The following is an 18,628-nucleotide window of genomic DNA, read 5'->3' as shown; positions in this document are numbered from 1 at the left end:
GGGGAGATAGAGAGATGAGCAAGGAAATCAAGGTTCCCGATCTCGGTGGTGCCAGTGACGTCGAAGTCATCGAAATCTACGTGTCTGAAGGCGATGATATCGCCGCAGAGGACTCGATATTGGCGATGGAATCGGACAAGGCGTCGATGGACATACCCGCACCTGAAGGCGGCCGGATCAAGTCGATCAAGGTCAAGGTGGGAGACAAGCTGAGCGAAGGCGATGTGATCGCAGAGTTTGAAGAAGCTGACGATGAGAATGGCGGCGACAAGGACAAGGCCAGTGAACATGATGAAGCTACTGACGCTGAGGACGATGACCTGGAGGCTGATGACCGGGACGAAGATGACAGCGCTGAAAGTGAAGAGACATCCTCGAGTGACGCTGAATCGGATGCTGATGCAGAAGATCGTGACAAAGACGCCGTGGAACGGTCGAGCAATGCCGAGGACGAAGGCGGGTCTACCGAGGTACTGACAGTGCCCGATCTTGGTGACTTCGATGAAGTACCTGTGATCGAAATCAGCGTCGCTGTGGGTGATGTGATCAAGGCAGAGGATTCTCTGGTCGTCCTCGAGTCAGACAAGGCCACCATGGACGTGCCAGCTTCGAAAGGTGGCAAGGTCGTAGAGATTCTTGTGTCGGTGAACGATAAGGTGAAGCAGGGCTCGCCGGTGGTCAGGATCGAAGTAGAGGGTGGCAGTCAGGGGTCGGCTGATCGTTCAGAAAAGCAGAAAAGCAGCGCTGGCTCGCAGAGCGCTGCGAAGCAGAGTGATGAAAAGGCAAAGTCGGCGGCTGAAAAGGATTCAGGCGATGACTCGGAATCCCGCAAGGCCGAGCAGGCGCCGAAGAAGCGTCGGGAAGCAACAGATGGCAGGGAGCCTGCCTCCAGTGCTGTACATGCTGGCCCGGCGGTCAGGAAACTGGCGCGCGAGCTTGGCGTCAATCTGGGCGATGTTGAAGGGTCCGGGCCGAAACACAGAATCCTGAAAGACGACCTGCAGGATTTCGTTAAATCGAACATGAAGGCTGTCGGCAAGGCTGGCAGCGCTGGAGGTGGCCTGCGCGTAGCTTCTGTGCCCCTCCCGGACTTCAGCCAGTTTGGCGAGACCAGTCGCCAGGCGATGACGAAAATCCAGAAGCTGACTGCGGAAAACATGAGTCGCAGCTGGCAGACCGTTCCCCATGTTACCCAGTTCGATGATGCTGACATTACCGAACTTGAGGCGTTTCGCAAGGCTCAGAAAGCGGCTGCCGAACGTCAGAACACGAAGCTCACTATTTTGCCATTTCTTCTGAAGGCTTGTGCCATTGCGCTCAAACGCATCCCGCAGTTCAATGTGGCACAGGATTTCGATCGGCATGAGGTTGTCCACAAGCAGTACATACATATCGGCATGGCGGTGGATACCCCGTCTGGTTTACTGGTGCCAGTCATTAGAAATGTCGATGAAAAAAGTATCTGGGACATAGCCCGTGAATGTATTGAGCTGGCCAATAAAGCACGCGACAAGAAACTCAAATCAAGCGAAATGCAGGGTGGCTGTTTTACCATCTCCAGTCTCGGTGCCATTGGTGGCACGGCCTTTACGCCTATAGTCAACACGCCTGAGGTTGCTATCCTTGGCGTGTCCAGAGCCAGCATCAAGCCGGTCTATATCGACGGGGATTTCCAGCCTCGACTCATGCTGCCCCTGTCGCTCTCATACGATCACAGAGCGGTGAATGGTGCGGACGCCGCCCGCTTTACATCTTTGTTAGGTGAGCTGCTTGGTGATATACGCCACATGTTGTTGTAAACGGCTGTGGTAGCATGGCGATATAGAAGAAATACCTGAGCAGGCGGGCCGGTGTTGGCCCGTCGGATACTAATACAACAAGAGGGTACTCCGTCCTTGTCCAGATTCATTGCATTTATCCGTTTGATATCCGCTAAATCGCTCGTCAGTGCGATCTTCTGTCTGGCCCTTTTTGCTGTTCAGCCAGTCCAGGCGATCGAGCAGGCAGACAAGCTCGCAAAGCTGTTGAAGGAAGAGAAGTACGAAGACGCCATAAAATTGCTCCAGAAGCAGAGCGACAAGGGCGAAGTGGCGGCCACCTACCTGCTGGCCATGATGTACGATCACGGTCGAGGTACCGAACAGAATTTCGAAAAAGCGTTCAAATTGTTCATGATCGGTGCGAATACGGGGCATCACCCCTCGGAAAATAGCGTTGGTCAGGCCTATAACAACGGTAAGGGCGTTGAGCTTGATCATGCCAAAGCAGTCGAGTGGTTCAGAAAGGCGGCAGAAGGTGGCAACGCTACGGCGCAGTACAACCTCGGATTACGCTACAGCCTCGGTGAGGGCGTCGACAAGGATGAAGCCAAGGCACTCGAATGGTTTCTCAAGGCAGCCGAACAGGGCAACCCCTTTGGTCAGTACAATGCGGCCTACGCCTACGCTACTGCGGCAGGCACTGAAAAGGATCTCATCGAAGCGTTGAAGTGGTCGAAGCTGAGTTCTGAAACCGGCTTCAAGCCTGCGGTAGTCTTTACCTCCTTCCTGGCCTCCAAGACCACTGAAGAGGAAAGGAAGGCAGCATTGGAAAAGATTGGTGCCTTCAAGATGCAGAAAGCAGGTCTCGTCGATCTCAACGCTCAGGAATAGATGCAGTTTACTAAAAAGATGAACAGAATCGCAGCAGGGCTTACTGCTGCGTTATTATCGTCGGCGATAGCGGGCTGTGCATACCATACGGTGCTGGGCAGCTTCGACCATACCCGGGAAGTCTGCGAAATTCATGATCGCTCTGACCGTTGTTATTATGTCGTGTCGCCCTCGACTACTGAGCCAAACGACCCATCCGCACTGATTCTCATGCTTCATCCTGCCTTGGCGCCGCCGGGCACAACAGAATGGATCACCGGCTTTGCTGAAGAGGCGGTGAAACGTGGAGATGTAGTCATATATCCATCGGGTATTGGCCGAAGCTGGAATGACGGGCGTGGTGGCCGGACCACTATGGCTGAATGGCTCGATGCTGACGATCTTGGGTATATCTCAGGGGCTGTAAAGACGGTGGCTGCGGATTACCCAGGGCGCCCGCTCTACATTGTCGGCATGTCCAGCGGCGGGATGCTCGCCATGCGTATACTCTGCCAATCCCAGGAAAGCGGCTTCGGCGGTCTGGAGATCGCTGGCGCAGCCACCGTCGTGAGCAGTTTGCCAGGGCGCCTTGTGCAGGACTGCGAGCCTCAGGCCTACTCAGATCTGTTAATGATTTACGGTGACGATGACTGGATTCTGCCGTCGAGTGGTGGGGATATTTTCTGGTTCGACTTCCTGTTCGGCAATATTCTTTCGCGTGATGGCACCGTCGAAGCTTTTAGAAAGATCAATGGTTGCGAACCGAAGCCGATTACCGTTCGACTCAATCGCGACAGTAATGGCAGTGTTCGACATCAGGCTTTCTTCGATGACTGTGAGTCACAGAAGTTCGTCGAAGTCATGACCCTCGAGAACGCCGGGCATACCTGGCCAGGTGAACCGCAATGGTTGGCATGGTTGACCTGGCGTGGCGGCGTCAGCGACGAAGTCGATGCCACTGATTACATCCTCGACTGGATGGACGCCAGCAAAGCACGGAAGCAAAAAAAAGGCGTACCTGAGTAGGTACGCCTTTGGTTGTCTCACTCTGGAAGAGGGCGAGCCCTCTTCGAATTACAGAGGGATCTGGTTACAGGGTATTGATTGAGCGCCACTCACCTCAGTCGATGGAGCTGCTTTGCCAGCAGTCACACCTACCTGACTCTTCAAACAGCCGCTCGCGGTCGTGAGGTAGAGATCGTAATTGTCATCATCAAGTGTATACACCAGCGAGTCGAATGAATAGTTGCCAGAGGACTGCTGAACAATGTTGTAGCCCTTTATGGGCTCGAACTGCCAATCCGGCTTCCGTTGAATTGTCACACCAGTCACCGCACCTTTGTCGGCGGCGAGGCCAATCAAGTCGGTAGTGCTGCTTTCCTGCTCAAGCCATGCGGTGACTCTCGGAACAATTTCAGCCTTTATTGTTGGGTAGTCTACTGGGCTCACTTCAGTAAAGGCGGCGCCAAAGTTATTCAAAGCCACCCCTCTCTGTAACAAGTTTGCCATGTCCTCCTTCGTGAGACCCAAACCTGAGTCGCTGAGAAAGTAGGCGACCACGGTGGCGTAGTAAGGATAGAGCGTGAAGAACTTTGAGTTCGGATCTGAAGGTGATCCAGCAGCATCGTTAGGAAGCCTTTCAACCGTCATGGGGTTCGGGAGCGCGTCCGGTCCAGCAAAGCTGTTTTGCCAAGTGACTGGCGAACCAATTAACAGGTTGTCGCCAGAATAGTTCGCAAGGCCTTCATCAAACCAGAAGTACACCTGATCGTAATTGTCTGTCGTAGTTCTCAAGCGCTCAACGAAAGAATTGGCAAGTTGATCTTTGGCTTGGCGGTAGAAGCCCTTGTCTTGATCGAAGGGTCCCATTTCAGCAAAAAATTCGGTCGAATTGAGGGGCGAGTTCTCAGCCTTGACACATACGTAATATGGGAGCGCCTGCGATCTCAGTCCGTCCTCGGTGCCGAAGAAGCCATAGTTCGACAAAGTGGTTTCCAGTGCAAGGCCGGCAATACGAGCCATCCTTTCTTCCTGGGCGAAGTTGAAAACGTTGTCGCCGCGGAAGCCCACATTCAGCTTTCGCTCACCTACGGTATAGGTACTGAACCTCGGCTCACCACATTTCTCCCAAGCATTCGATGGGACGACTGGGTCTTGAACAAAAATACTGAAACCAGCGATAGCCTCATTTAGGGTCTGAAACTGAGTCTCATTTACCGGGGGCGTGGTAGGAACGCCAACGGGATCCCCTGAGTTGTCTATAGGCAGGTCGGGATTTACAGTCGCCGGATTACCTTTACTCTTGCTGCTACCACCGCCGCCGCCACAGGCCGCAAGTGACAGTAACGCAACCGTAAGTGCCGTGAGCTTGAACCCGTTCGCTACATTGCCATACCGCATACTAAAAACACCTCGAGATTTAAAAACTGGCTTAACCATCCTTATAGCCTAAGCAAAAGACAGGCCAACTTAGTTAAAAGCTGTATGAAGTTTGAGCAAAGGAAAAATTAAAGTAAATAGGTACTTAGGACAGGTTTAGATTAGATTTTAGCAATAATGGGTAGAAACGAATTGATGCTTTGTGTAAATAGATGTTGCAGGAATGTAAAAATCGCCTGTATCAGCGAGCACTTAGCTGAAATCGCACCTCAACCTGCTCGTTATCTTCACCCTCCGCCTCTGCGTCGATGTCCGGTGCAGATGTCTGAAGCTGCTCTGGATCTACCTGGTAGTCAGTGGCCAAGGCTTTGCCGATGCTCTGGCTGCGCGAAACGGCCAGGCGCTGCAGGGCGTCTTCGGATACCTTCGCCGTTTCGAGCGAGGCCGTCCTGTGCGCCTCAACATACTCGTCAGATGCCGACTCGTCCTGAGGCGTCGGCAGTTCCACGCCCTCGGATCTCAGGTAATCCCTGTAGGCGGCTACCTCATCAAGGCCTTTCTGGCGGCGATCCTCCAGGGCTTTGTCGAGTCGCGCCTGTGCCAGGGCAGGCCCATCAATTTCTCTCACTGCCCGACCCTGGACAGCCAGCGTCAGGGAAGGACGCTCCTGCAGTGCCCGTGACAACTGTTTGAGCGATTCTGAAGCGGGACCAGAGAGCGTGTGGGATCCGGCGTCGAAACGAATGGCTTCGAGTTTTTCTTCGTCGCCCCCTAACAGCTTGCCTACGAGGGCGAAGGGAGACGTGACCGCCTTTTTCAGTACATCCTGAAAGGCCTGCCAGAGAATGGCACTGATGTCGAAGTCCGGATCATCGAGACTACCATCCACTGGGACGTCCAGACTTATGCGGCCGCTCCGGTCTTTCAGCAGCGCGATCGCCAGATCTATCGGCAGATCCAGCGCCGATTCACTCTCGACTTTTTCTCCAAAACTGAAATCGCTGATGACGATGCTGTTGGAGGCATCGAGCTCACCGTCCTGTACCAGATATTCCAGCTTGAGCCGGAGTTTGCCTTCCTCAATCTTGCGTCCAAGAAATTTGACCGAATAGGGCGATACCTGTGTGAGTGAAAAGTTCTCGACATTGATACCGAGATCAACAAAAAGCTGTTCGGCCAACGGATTGACTGTCCCTTCGATACCGACTTCACCAAACTCGCCCACTGCGCCCTCCAGGGCAACATCGCTACGGACCTGCTGAGCTGAGGACAACTCGGTAATTGAGCCGTTGAGCGACTCCATAGGCAGGTCGACGGCGGGCTCGAGGCTGTTGTCCATGAAGTGAAACTGCGCCTCATTAATCTGAATTCTGGCAATGTTGATAAATGGAGGTGCTTCTGCCGCTATCGAATCATCAGACTCTGTGCCTCCTGAATCGGCCTGCTGTTCTTCGCCACCTTCGGTAGTTAGCGCAGAGAAATTGGTATTGCCGTCTTCACCTATTCGGAACTGCCCGGAGGGCTTGCTGAGGGTAATGGTCTCAATATCGATCTCTACTGGCTGGAACACCACTTGTAGAGGTTCGACAGTGACGCTTTCCCAACCCAGCAAAGCCTCCTCAAGGACTGGGTCGCTTGCGTCGAAGTCTTCGCTGGTGATCGTGCCATCGAAGCTGCCTATTTGATTATCGCCCGTAAGCTTGAGCTGGCCTTGAGCTGACACTGTTCCACTGTTGAGTCGCACATTCATGAACTCACTGACGTAATTCTGTGCCAGTGGAATCGAGAGGGCATCGATGGTCAGTGAAGTGGTCGCTTCTACAGTGGCAGGCGTCACTGTGCCCTGCAAACTGATGGCACCGGAGTTCTCCGGCTGAAGCGACGCTTCGAACGCCTTGGCCTCATCAAGGTTCTGGTCGAGATTCTGCATTGTTGCGGCGATGCTGTTGAGACTGATGGCGGCTGGGTTTTCGAGTGTGTTATCCGTCCACGTCAAGCGCGACTCGCTGATGTCAGTTTTGCTGATCTGCCATTTGAAGGGGTCGTTCGTATCGGAGGAATTGCTGGCGGCGTCAGACTCGTTTTCACTCTCGGTCTCGCCACCCTGTTCGCTATCATTATCATCAGCGTAGGGCCAAAGCAGGTTGATCTGGCCACTGTCGTTCCTGACGAGGGATAGGTCCAGCCCGCGCAGGTAGGCCTCATCGATGGCCAGTTCGCTCTTGGCATAATCGTATGACAGGTCATGTACGCCGAGCGCCTTCATGGTGCCCAGGCTTTCGTCATCAAAGGCATCCGTGTTGGGAATAGCCGCTTTAACGTTGGAAAATTCGACTTCACCTTTGCTGAGTGTCAGATGAAGGGGCTGATCGTCTGCCGACGGCAAACTGAAGTCGTAATTTACCCTGGCACTGACTTCGCCTTCTGTTATTCGATAATTGACATAGGGTTCGACGTAGGGCCACAGATGAGGCACCTTGAAAGACGACAGATCGATCACACCCCTGGAACGATATGGCTCTGCATCGATTGAGCCCTCCCACTCCAGGGCCTGTGATTCACCAAAAGTCATCGAGGCTGAGTAGCGTCCGTCACGGCCTTCGTAAGTGACGAAATCTTCCACAATCAGGTTCACCGGGCTGACATCGTGCTCGACCAGTTGTCCCTGACTCTGGTCGTCAACCTCAAATTGCGCATCGGCGATTACAATTTTTTTCAGCAGGATGCGCGGAAGTGATCCGGCCGGCTCAGAAGTCTCTTCAACCGTAGCGTGCTCGTCATATGCCTTCCCGAAGTTGGTCTCTCCGGATTCGTCGACTTCTACGAAGACGTAAGCATCGTTGACGTGCGAGGGTTCGAGCGTCCAGGCCTGGTAGTAGATGGACCCGAGATCGAAATTAACAGCGAGTTCTGAAAAGCCGAGGACTCGAGTGCCCGATTCATCCCAAACGTCGAGATCTTTCATTTGCAGGGCAAATTCGAAAGGATTGAAGCTGACATCGGCCGGGCCGCCTTCCCAACCAAATTTTTCCTGAAACAGGTCGTGCGTGTAGGACTTTACAAGGTAGGGGACGAGAAAAAAGCCGATGAGTGTATAGAGAAGGATAACGAAGAGCAGCCAGAACAGTTTCGACTTGAACCACTGTTTGGTTGTCAGTCGTGTGTCGACGTTCATTGCTCAGCTCCTCGATCGGCAGGATGGCACCTGCCGAACGGGAACTCAGCAAGTGTACTGAGTCATACTCCTAAAAACGGAGAGGAGATCAGAACAGAAAGCCAAGCTGGAAGGCTGCGCCCGTTGTCGACTCGCCGACAAAAGCTGCCAGATCTATCCTCGTACTGCCTGGGCTGAAGCCGAGGCCGGCACTCACGAGTGTATCCTGGTCGATATCGCCGCCTTCCGCACCGCCATGCTTCAGGTTCTTGCTCACACCGCCACGCAAGTGCAGCCAGTCGAGGGGGCTGAACTCACCGCCGACAGCCAGTAACTGGCGGTCGCCTTCAAAGCCCACGCCTTCACTGCGAGTAAGATCGAGTTCGGCTGTGACTACGAAATTATCTCCCGTGTAGGCAGCGCCCGCCTGGACAAGTGGGTTGAGCTCCATCGTATTGCCGCCGGCTGTGTCGAACTCGTGCGGCACGATATTCTTGATCACCAGCGCAAACGACAAGGCCTCGAGATGATCAAACTGGGCCGATGCGCCAAGGTCCATGTTGAACACCGTCTTCTGCTCTTCGGACTCGCCAGCATCGAAATCGTTCTCATCGAAAGAATTGGCATTGGCGGTGTAGTCGAAGGTTCGCACATGCTGAAGCTTTGGGGCGACACCAAGCTGAAGGTTGGCCGCATCCAGGCGGATATTGTGAGCGTAGGCGATGCCGACCTCTGCAACGGCAATGCCGAGTACGCTTGCGTTTGACTGCGGATCATCAGTGGGTCTCTCCAGATCGCTGCTCAGGCCTGAAGGGTCGCTTGAGTCGGCAGCTTCCAGCGCTGCTTCAGCGGCATCGATGACGGCATTGACGGTGCCGGAGTCGTTATATCTGGAGATACCGTTGATCTCGACATTCGTGCTGGCAAATACGGCATAACCAGGTTTGTCACCGCCTGTTCTTGACAGTGCGGTACCGAGCCCGAGGCGCAACTGCAAAGCTTCGCGGTCGACGTTACCCAGGCTCGTATCAACTGCTTTCGCCTTGTCGATGGCATTGGCGAGTGCCGCTCGCGCCTCCGCCTCGGTCGCTCCGCTGTTACTGCCGTTGAAGGCATCCACCGCATCCACGAATTCGTCCCAGCGGTCGTTATCCTGAAAGTCGTCGATGTCATCGACCAGATCCTCGTCCATCGCTGCACTGCCGCGTAGTGATGGCAGCAGCAGCTTGGTGCTCCGGCTTGCCTTCTCGCCTGGCATGGCCAACAGGGCCGGGTTCAGGAACGGTGCGGCCAGTGGACTCTCGATGGCAATGCCAGTTCGGCCCATTCCGAGCGATCGGGCGTCAGTGAAGCCGCGAGGCGCAGCCTGTATGCTGACGGCATTGAGCGTCAGGCACGTCGCGAGTGCGTTGATACTGAGTGTCTTGAATCTGATGTGGGAGGTGTTCATGAGCATCGGCACTCGTGTGGTTCTGACAAAAAAGTTCCTGAAAGCGTAGCAGCCAACGCCGCGCAATCGACCGGGCTTTGCAAAACGCAACATTTCTCGTCGCACCACAACAGTGCGATTACAATCGATTCGATATGCACCAAAGGAATTGCCGCAGGTTCGATGACTCAATTTGGGTCGTCATGCCCTCGGCTGTCGCATCAACTTAGTGCGAAAACCTGAGGCAAGTGGTTCTTTGAATAGCTTCGATAATACCTTAAGTATATGAATAATATATGGTAAATATGTTTTTTTGTCGGCTGGTCTGGATATTGCTGTATGGGAGGTAATCAATCCGGTACAGCTATCAATCGAGGCAGACATGAACCACACCCTTCCTTCACAACAACAGATCGTCGTGGTCGGCAATGGCATGGTCGGGCACAAGTTCGTCGAATCGCTGGTAGAAGCGATCGCAGGCAGTGAGACTGATCACGGCATCAAAATTACAGTGCTCGGCGAAGAGCCGCGCGGTGCCTACGACCGCGTCCAACTGTCCAAATACTTTTCGGGAACGACTGCCGAGGAACTCTCGCTTATCAAGCCCGGCTTTTATGAAGATAACGCCATCGATCTGCGTCTGAGCGCCTGCGTATCCCGTATCGATTCTGCCCAATCACAGGTCACGCTGAAATCAGGCGAAATCGTTCCATATGACCAACTGGTGCTCGCGACAGGGTCCTATCCCTTCGTGCCGCCGTTTCCTGGTCATGACCGTGAAGGCTGCTTCGTTTACCGCACCATAGAAGATCTTGATGCGACCATTTCGGCGTCCAAAGGCAAGAAAGTCGGTGTTGTCGTGGGTGGTGGTCTGCTGGGTCTCGAAGCTGCAAAAGCGCTCAAGGATCTGGGACTGGACACCCACGTGGTCGAATTTGCGCCGCAGCTGATGGCCGTTCAGCTGGACCGTCAGGGCGGTACTTTGTTGCAGCAGAAGATTGAAGCGCTTGGCGTTGCCGTGCATACCTCGAAAAACACCAAAGAGGTCGTCGATGGCGAAGAGTGTGCACAACGCATCATCTTCGCTGATGGCAGCCATCTGGAAACAGACATCATTCTCTTCTCTGCCGGTATTCGTCCGCGAGATGAACTGGCTAAGCAGTTTGGAATCGAGGTGGGTCAGCGCGGTGGCATCGTAGTCGATAACCAGTGTCGCACCTCTCTTCCTAATATCTACGCCATTGGTGAATGCGCACTCTGGAACAACCAGATATTTGGCCTGGTAGCACCGGGCTATCAGATGGCCGAAGTGCTGGCAAACCATCTGCTCGGTATTGAATCATCGTTTACCGGCGCGGACATGAGTACGAAGTTGAAGCTGCTTGGCGTAGACGTGGCCAGCATCGGCGACGCCCACGGTAAGTCAGCCGGCGCGAAATCCTACACCTGGCTCGATGAAGATGCTCAGACCTACAAGAAGATAGTCGTGAGTCAGGACAAGAAGCATCTGCTCGGCGCCATTCTGGTCGGCGATGCAGAGAGCTACGGCACGCTGTTGCAATACATGCTGAATGCAATTGAACTGCCGAAGAATCCTGAGCAGCTCATTCTCCCTTCATTCGGTGATGCGCCCCTTGGTCTTGGCGTGGACGCCCTTCCAGCCACGGCGCAGATTTGTTCATGTCATAACGTGACAAAGGCCGACATCTGCGGCGCCATCGAAGGTGGGCAGACTGAACTGAGCGGCCTGAAGAGCTGCACAAAAGCCGGCACAGGTTGTGGCGGCTGCACTGCGCTGCTGGGGCAGGTGCTCAACAACGAGCTGGAAAAACTCGGTCTGGAAGTCAATCGCGACCTGTGTGAACACTTTCCACATACCCGTCAGGAGCTTTATCACCTGGTGAGGGTAGGCAATATCAGACGTTTCGAAGATCTCATTGCCAAGCATGGTCGTGGCCGTGGCTGCGACATCTGCAAGCCGACAGTGGGCTCAATCTTCGCGAGCTGCTGGAATGAGCATGTGCTCGAAAAGGAGCATGCAGGCCTGCAGGATACCAATGACTATTTCCTCGGCAACCTGCAGAAGAATGGCACCTACTCGGTGGTGCCACGGATCGCCGGCGGTGAAATCACGCCAGAAAAACTCATCGTACTCGGAGAGATCGGCCGGGATTTCAATCTCTACACCAAGATCACCGGCGGCCAGCGCGTCGATCTGTTCGGCGCCAAGCTCAACGACTTGCCACAGATCTGGAAGCTGTTGATCGATGCCGGCTTCGAGACTGGTCACGCCTACGGTAAGTCGATGCGTACGGTGAAATCCTGTGTCGGTAGCACCTGGTGCCGTTATGGCGTACTCGATAGCGTTGGCATGGCGATCAGAATCGAGAACCGCTACAAGGGCATCCGTTCGCCGCACAAGTTCAAGCTCGCCGTATCTGGCTGCACCCGGGAGTGCGCCGAAGCACAGAGCAAGGATGTGGGAGTTATAGCCACCGAGAATGGCTGGAATCTCTACGTCAGCGGCAATGGCGGCATGAAGCCGCGACACGCCGATCTACTGGCGACCGGACTGGATGATGAGACCCTGTTCAAGTATATCGATCGTTACCTGATGCTGTATATCAAGACGGCTGACAGGCTGCAACGCACGAGCACCTGGCTGGATAACCTCGAAGGCGGCCTCGACTATGTGAAGGACGTGGTTTGTAACGACAGCCTGGGCATCGCTGCTGAGCTGGAGTCACAGATGCAATATCTGGTGGATCAGTACCAGTGTGAGTGGAAGACGACCATCGAAGATTCAGAAAAACTCAAGCGCTTCCGCCACTTCGTCAATAGTGAGCAGCACGACGAAGAAGTGCTGTTCGTCGAGGAGCGAGGGCAGATTCGTCCTGCCAGTAATGAGGAACGAATTCTGGCCAGGTCAGCCTGACCAGATGTTGACAGTGATCCCCACACCAACAGGAACATGAGACCATGAGCAACTTCACAACTGTCTGCAGTGTCGATGACATCATCGGCAATCTCGGCGTCAACGTGCTGGTGGAAGGCCGGCAGGTCGCTATCTTCATTATCGATGACCAGCCCTACGCGCTGTCGAACTTCGATCCGTTCAGCAAGGTGAATATACTGTCGCGCGGCATCATCGGCGACCTGAAAGGCGAGCTGGTAGTGGCTTCGCCAGTGTACAAACAGCACTTCTCACTGGCGACGGGCCGTTGCCTGGAAGACGCCTCGGTGAGCGTGCCTGTTTATCCGGTGAGGATATACGAAGGCCAGGTCCAGGTGTCGGTAGCGGACGAGGCTTCGGCAGCAGCGTGATGGAGGCCGTCCGCCACTCGCTGGACTCCATTTCGACGGCGGCTCAGCCGACCGTCGAGCGCAGGCGGGCGCTCGTTATCATAGGCGGTGGCATGGCCGCCATTCGCCTTCTGGAAGAGCTCGATCGTTACGATGATGTCAGCTATGACGTCACCGTATTCGGTGACGAGCGACATTTCGGTTATAACAGGATTCAGCTCTCGCCAGTGCTCGCCGGGGAGAAGCACAGTGACGAGCTGGCGCTCAAATCTGAAGCCTGGTATCAACAGCAGGCTATTCGGGTATTGTCGGGCGCCAGCCATAAAATCGTTGCCATCAACAGAGCCGCTCGCTGCGTGACGACTGCAGAGGGCGCTGTATATCGGTACGACAGACTGGTCATCGCCAGCGGTTCCAGGCCCGCCCTGCCACCATGGTTCAGGAAGGTCCAACACGACCCGGCCATGATGGTGTTTCGGTCGCTCGATGACGTCGAACAGATGCAGCATTTTGCAGCCAACATGGTGGCTTTCGACACCCAGCGGGCTGGGTCGGTATCTGCCGTCGTTGTGGGGGCTGGTCTACTGGGGCTAGAGGCGGCCTACGGTCTGAACAAGCTTGGCTTCGATGTCACGGTCGTCAACAGGGCATCCACGATTCTCAATCGCCAGCTCGACCGCGCGGCCGCAGGTCTTTTACAGGACACCCTCGAGCACAGCGGTATTCAGTTTGCACTTGGCGCGGACATCAGTACGGTCGAACTTGGACCATGCGGCAAGACTTCCCAGACGGTAAAAACCATAGACATGGCCGACGGAAGACTCCTGACTGCGGACCTGGTGGTAGTGACCATTGGCATCACGCCTAATGACGAGCTGGGGGAGGCCTGTGGCCTGCAGACCAGTCGAGGCATCACCGTGAACGACTGTATGCAGACCAGCGACCCGGCCATTTACGCCATCGGGGAATGTGTCAGCCATCGCCGTACCAGCTTCGGAATGGTTGCGCCGCTATACGAGCAGGCCCGGGTCTGCGCCAACCACCTGGGAGAGCTGGGCTACGATTTCTTCATCCAGAAGCCCTTGTCAGCCAGGCTCAAGATTTCCGGCATCAATTTGTTCTCCATGGGCGACATCGCTGAGAATGCTGCGCCCGGCGAGGTGCAGAGACATGACATGGTCTTGTCAATACCGCGACTGGGCGTTTACAAGCGATTGATACTGGCTAACGGAAAATTAGTCGGCGTCGTGCTTTACGGTGATGTTCGAGATGCTGGCTGGTATCAATCGCTGATCGAAAGCGGCAGCAGCGTCGACGCCTATGGTGATGCGCTACTGCACGGCCAGCGCTTCCTTGCAGCGGCCTGATCACGCTGTGGGGGCATCAATACGGACAACCTGCGCCTATTGCGGTGTGGGCTGCGGGGTCAGCGCTCGCGTCATCAATGCCGAGCGCCGTGAAATAGAGATCAAGGGTGACACTGCCCATCCAGCAAACTTTGGACGACTGTGCTCCAAAGGCAGCGCGCTAGGTGAAACACTGCATCTCGAAGGCCGATGCCTGTATCCTCAAATAGAGGGCAGGCAAGTCAGCTGGGAAACGGCCAGCCGCTTCATTGCGGACCGGTTCAGTGCACTGATGGCCAATGGTGGCCCGGAGCAGATCGGCATGTACCTTTCGGGACAGCTACTGACCGAGGACTACTATGTAGCCAACAAGCTGATGAAAGGTTTTATCGGCTCTGCCAACGTCGATACCAATTCCCGCCTCTGCATGTCCTCGGCCGTAGCCGGTCACAAGCGGACCTTTGGCGAAGACCTCGTGCCGGCCTGTTATGACGATCTCGAACTCGCAGATCTCCTGATTCTGGCCGGGTCCAATCTGGCCTGGTGCCATCCGGTGCTGCATCAGCGAGTGCTGGCTGCGCGTGCCGCTCATCCTGCAAAGAAGCTTGTGGTGATCGATCCGCGACGGACGGCGAGTTGTGACGCGGCCGACCTTCATCTGAAACTCCGGCCAGGCTCGGACGCACTGCTGTTTTCCGGTCTACTACTGATCATGCAGGCTCGAGGTCGAATCGATAAGGCTTTTGTTGCGTCCTGCACACAGGGGCTGGGCGAGTCCATGGCCTCAGCCTCGCTCGAATTCACGACTCTCCTGAGCAGGCTTTCTGCGCTTGAGGCGATGGGTGAGGACACAGAGGCCCGGGTGCTGCGGGTGCTCGAAAATTACTGCGATTTGCCGACGGATCAGCTCAGGGCATTCGTTGATCTGGTGGATCAAAACCCGAGAATGGTGACCGTGTTTTCCATGGGGATCAACCAGGCCTCTAATGGCACCGACAAGGTCAACAGTATCACCAACCTGCATCTGGCACTTGGCCGGATAGGCAAGCCTGGTGCGGCACCGTTTTCAATGACGGGTCAACCTAACGCCATGGGCGGGCGTGAGGTCGGCGGCCTGTCGAATCAACTGGCTGCGCACCTACCCTTCAATGAGCAGGGCATCGCAACCCTTGGTGAGTTCTGGCAGGCGCCTAATATGGTGACCGGTCCAGGCCTGGCCGCAGTCGATCTCTTCGATGCCATTTACGATGGTCGTATCAAGGCAGTCTGGATCATGGGGACCAACCCCGTGGTCAGTTTGCCGAACACTGACAAGGTGAAGGAGGCTCTGCGTCGCTGCCCCCTGGTCATCGTATCCGAGTGTATCGAAAATTCAGCCACGGCTGCTTTCGCCGATGTGCTGCTGCCGGCCACCGGTTGGGGCGAGAAAGATGGAACCGTCACTAATTCCGAGCGCCGCATCTCGCGCCAGCGCGCCTTCCTGCCAGCTGCCGGGGAAGCGCGTGCAGACTGGTGGGCGCTCTCCAGTGTGGCCCGCGATATGGGCTTTGCCGAAGGGTTTGACTACCATTCGTCTCATGAGATTTTCAGTGAACATGCTCGCCTGAGCGGCTTTGCCCAGGCGGTCAAAGGGCTGGATCGTCAATTCGATATCAGTCGGCTGGCTGAAGTGTCGGCGGAGGCCTACGAAGCGCTAGTGCCGTTGCAGTGGCCCCTGATCCCGCTGCACGAGGTTTCGGGGCCCAGTGACTCCAGGCGGCTATGCAATACCGAATGGCTGCTTGAGCATCCGGCAGCCATTATCCCTCTCGAGGCCCTGATAGCCCCCGCGGACGCCCCGTTGCGATCCGAGTTTCGTTTGAATACCGGTCGTATCCGAGACCAGTGGCACACCATGACAAGAACTGCGCTTGCGCCACGACTGAACAAGCACATCGACGAGCCTTTCGTGGCGATACACAGCAGCGATGCCGCCAATCTGCGGATTCAGACTGGCGACATCGTCCGTCTTTCCAACGGCTTTGGCGATGCTGTCATCAAGGTTCTGGTGAACGAGGATGGGCGAGCCGGAGAGCTCTTCATGCCCATGCACTGGTCGGAGCAGTTTGCGCGACGTAGTGGCAGCAACGCGCTGGTAGCGCCATTGGTAGACCCGGTTTCGGCACAGCCTGATAACAAGGGCAGCCTGGTGGGCCTTGAAATTGCCGGTCAGACAGAGGTCGCCTGGCGAGGCTTCATCGTGAGCCAACAGCGGATCCCGCTGCCTGAAATGACCTACGCCGTCAGCATCCGCTGCGAGGGCGGATATCGCCTTGAACTCGCGGGTACCGAAGCGCAGTGGCTGATCTTGGAGAAGCAACTCGACAAGGTAAATCCAGCGCCCATAGTCAGCAGCGACAGCTTTCGCGGTGATGTTCGTCGCCTCAGCCTGCATGATGACCGGCTGGGCTACGCCAGTGTTCGCAGTCGCCTGAAAGAGGCTGGACCCAGCCGGCAGTTTCTGGAGGCTGCGCTATTGCGCAGACATGAATCGCAGGAGGAAGTACTCACCCTGCTGGCGGGTCGAGCCAGTGATGCCGTGGACTGTGGTGCCATCGTGTGCGCCTGCCTCAGCGTGGGCGAGCGAACGCTCGAAGCCGCCGTCAGCGAAGGGGCCAAGGATGTCGCAGCACTCAGTCTGGCCACCCGCGCAGGCACCAACTGCGGGTCCTGTTTGCCAGAGTTGAAGCGCTTCCTCTGAAGCCGCACACTGGCGCTCTGAATTGGCAGGGCGAATGAGACAGGCAGACATGCAGACCAGGCATAGGATATCACCCCAGCAGCTCGCTGATGAGATCCTGTGGGCAGCCAGTAGCCCACATATGCTCGTCCATCCTCACTATCCTCCGGCACGCAGTCATGCCCTGGCTCAGGCTTGTGCCGTGGCACAGTCCGACGCATCGCGGGACATGCGAGGTGAACTGACCACCTATGCACAGACCATGGTGATGAGAAGTCACTTCCTTGGGGTGCGATTCGAGCAGGCGTTTCTTGCTGCCTGCCGATTCTTCGGGCCAGACACGGTATGCGAAGCCAATCTGCAAGTGGCCCACGAAGGGCAGACGCTAGGTGAATTCGACCTGCTTCTGAACGGTCCTGAAGGGGGCGTCCACCAGGAGCTGGCGGTCAAGTTCTACCTTGGCGTACCTGGCGGTGGGGGGCATCACATCTGGTTCGGTCCCGGGCAGCGCGATCGGCTGGATCTCAAGCTGGAAGCACTCCTGCAGCGTCAGCTTCGCCTGTCTGAAGATACAAGTGCGGTCGACCTGCTGGCGTCCTTGGGGATTGTGGTCAGTCAGGTTGAGCTCGTCATCAAAGGCTACCTGTTCTACCCCCTTGCGAGCACTGTGTCCTTGCCAGAAAGCCGTTCGAACGAACTGACATCGGCCATGTTATTGATTCAGGATCTGCTCACGCCCGAGCATTGCCGGGGCTATTGGGTGTCGCAAGGGAACATGGCGCAACTGAGAGCGTTCGGTGACCAGTGGGTTATTCTTCACAAGCACGTCTGGCTGCAGCCTGTCCGGATGAGCGCGGACGCAGCGTTGCGCTTCGACCGCTTTGTGAATCACGTGGAAGACTACTTTGCCAGAGAAACGGTGGAACAACTGAATACGGCTGCAGAACGCGGCTTGAGATCAGCTCGACCATTGATGGCAGTCGCCCTGCGCATGGCAGATGGCGTTCTGGTGGAGAAAGTGCGCATTTTCATCACGCCAGACGACTGGGCAGACCGGGCACTACAACACCTCGCTCCACAGCTCAGATAATTATTTCTCAATCACTGCGCAAGCTACGCGAGGGCCACCGCCGCCGAGTTTTTCAGGATTGTCGGAGTAATTGTCGCCACCCTGATGGATGATCATTGCCCGACCAAGTACTTTGTCGACGCTCAGCTTGGGCGCCAGCACAGGCTTATCTGCTTTGCCGGCATCATCTACGACCAGTACCGGCATATCCCCGATATGACCCTCTCCCCAGGGCGTGTCGTGCTTGCCGGCGTCATCGGGGTCATAGTGACCACCAGCAGCTGTGCCAGCCCCCTTGGAGCCGTCTGGCGCGGTTGCGCCACAATCCGGATTCTGGTGCACGTGGAAACCATGGGCACCAGGAGACAGGCCTTCGATATCCGGGTGGACCACCAGCCCATGTTCATTGTCGCTGAGCTTGATTGTCCCTATTTTCTCACCTACACCTTTATCGCTCACCTTGTTGACGGTGACTTCGACAGCGTCTTCAGCTGCAATAACGGTATTTACTGACAACAGCGCACAGGCCGTAACGGCAGCGCTGATGGCCAGAGTTTTTCGTAACGGTCGTCCAAACATGAGAGTGGCTCCAGTTGATT

12 protein-coding genes are annotated in these 18,628 nt (G+C 55.7%); 8 read left to right on the top strand and 4 right to left on the bottom strand.

The window, feature by feature from the left end; all coding sequences use genetic code 11:
• The first annotated feature begins 14 nt into the window (after positions 1 to 14).
• The 3 genes from aceF to ABD735_RS17165 all read left to right on the top strand — a co-directional run bounded on the left by aceF (position 15) and on the right by ABD735_RS17165 (position 3,656).
• Positions 15 to 1,799, top strand: a complete 1,785-nt coding sequence (aceF, locus tag ABD735_RS17175; protein ID WP_344808745.1) for a dihydrolipoyllysine-residue acetyltransferase — start codon at positions 15 to 17, stop codon at positions 1,797 to 1,799.
• Positions 1,800 to 1,895: 96 nt separating this feature from the next.
• Positions 1,896 to 2,651: a tetratricopeptide repeat protein gene (locus tag ABD735_RS17170; RefSeq protein ID WP_344808743.1), complete on the top strand. Its 756-nt coding sequence runs from the start codon at positions 1,896 to 1,898 to the stop codon at positions 2,649 to 2,651.
• Complete coding sequence (locus ABD735_RS17165) at positions 2,652 to 3,656, top strand: CE1 family esterase (protein ID WP_344808741.1); 1,005 nt, start codon at positions 2,652 to 2,654, stop codon at positions 3,654 to 3,656.
• A 48-nt stretch (positions 3,657 to 3,704) separates the two neighbouring features.
• Here the strand turns inward: ABD735_RS17165 and ABD735_RS17160 are convergent, their stop codons facing one another.
• From ABD735_RS17160 to traF, 3 genes are all read right to left on the bottom strand, one after another.
• Positions 3,705 to 5,030, bottom strand: a complete 1,326-nt coding sequence (locus ABD735_RS17160; RefSeq protein WP_344808739.1) for a hypothetical protein — start codon at positions 5,028 to 5,030, stop codon at positions 3,705 to 3,707.
• A gap of 220 nt (positions 5,031 to 5,250) precedes the next feature.
• Positions 5,251 to 8,184: a DUF748 domain-containing protein gene (locus tag ABD735_RS17155; RefSeq protein WP_344808737.1), complete on the bottom strand. Its 2,934-nt coding sequence runs from the start codon at positions 8,182 to 8,184 to the stop codon at positions 5,251 to 5,253.
• Between the two features lie 88 nt (positions 8,185 to 8,272).
• Entirely contained in the window at positions 8,273 to 9,613 is a 1,341-nt protein-coding gene (gene traF / locus ABD735_RS17150) for a conjugal transfer protein TraF (RefSeq protein ID WP_344808735.1), read from the bottom strand.
• Positions 9,614 to 9,974: 361 nt separating this feature from the next.
• Between traF and nirB the strand changes: the two genes are divergently transcribed.
• From nirB to ABD735_RS17125, 5 genes are read left to right on the top strand one after another with little or no spacing between them, the layout of a single operon-like run.
• Complete coding sequence (gene nirB / locus ABD735_RS17145; protein WP_344808733.1) at positions 9,975 to 12,527, top strand: nitrite reductase large subunit NirB; 2,553 nt, start codon at positions 9,975 to 9,977, stop codon at positions 12,525 to 12,527.
• A 44-nt stretch (positions 12,528 to 12,571) separates the two neighbouring features.
• Entirely contained in the window at positions 12,572 to 12,916 is a 345-nt protein-coding gene (nirD, locus tag ABD735_RS17140) for a nitrite reductase small subunit NirD (RefSeq protein WP_344808731.1), read from the top strand.
• The gene (locus ABD735_RS17135; RefSeq protein ID WP_344808991.1) at positions 12,916 to 14,262 is read left to right on the top strand and encodes an NAD(P)/FAD-dependent oxidoreductase; all 1,347 of its coding nucleotides are present in this window, start codon (positions 12,916 to 12,918) and stop codon (positions 14,260 to 14,262) included. The genes nirD and ABD735_RS17135 overlap by 1 nt, the downstream gene beginning before the upstream one ends.
• Before the next feature lie 7 nt (positions 14,263 to 14,269).
• Positions 14,270 to 16,981: a nitrate reductase gene (locus ABD735_RS17130; protein ID WP_344808729.1), complete on the top strand. Its 2,712-nt coding sequence runs from the start codon at positions 14,270 to 14,272 to the stop codon at positions 16,979 to 16,981.
• Between the two features lie 49 nt (positions 16,982 to 17,030).
• Positions 17,031 to 18,050 carry a DUF1853 family protein gene (locus ABD735_RS17125; RefSeq protein ID WP_344808727.1) on the top strand — a complete coding sequence of 340 codons (1,020 nt, stop codon included), beginning with the start codon at positions 17,031 to 17,033 and terminating at the stop codon, positions 18,048 to 18,050.
• On the opposite strand, the gene sodC is transcribed toward ABD735_RS17125, so the two are convergent.
• Positions 18,051 to 18,608: a superoxide dismutase [Cu-Zn] SodC gene (gene sodC / locus ABD735_RS17120; RefSeq protein WP_344808725.1), complete on the bottom strand. Its 558-nt coding sequence runs from the start codon at positions 18,606 to 18,608 to the stop codon at positions 18,051 to 18,053. It lies immediately after the preceding gene.
• Positions 18,609 to 18,628: the final 20 nt, after the last annotated feature.

Source organism: Allohahella marinimesophila (genome assembly GCF_039538005.1).
GTDB classification, from domain to species: Bacteria; Pseudomonadota; Gammaproteobacteria; order Pseudomonadales; family Oleiphilaceae; genus Allohahella; species Allohahella marinimesophila.
This window is presented reverse-complemented; position numbering and strand designations above follow the sequence as displayed.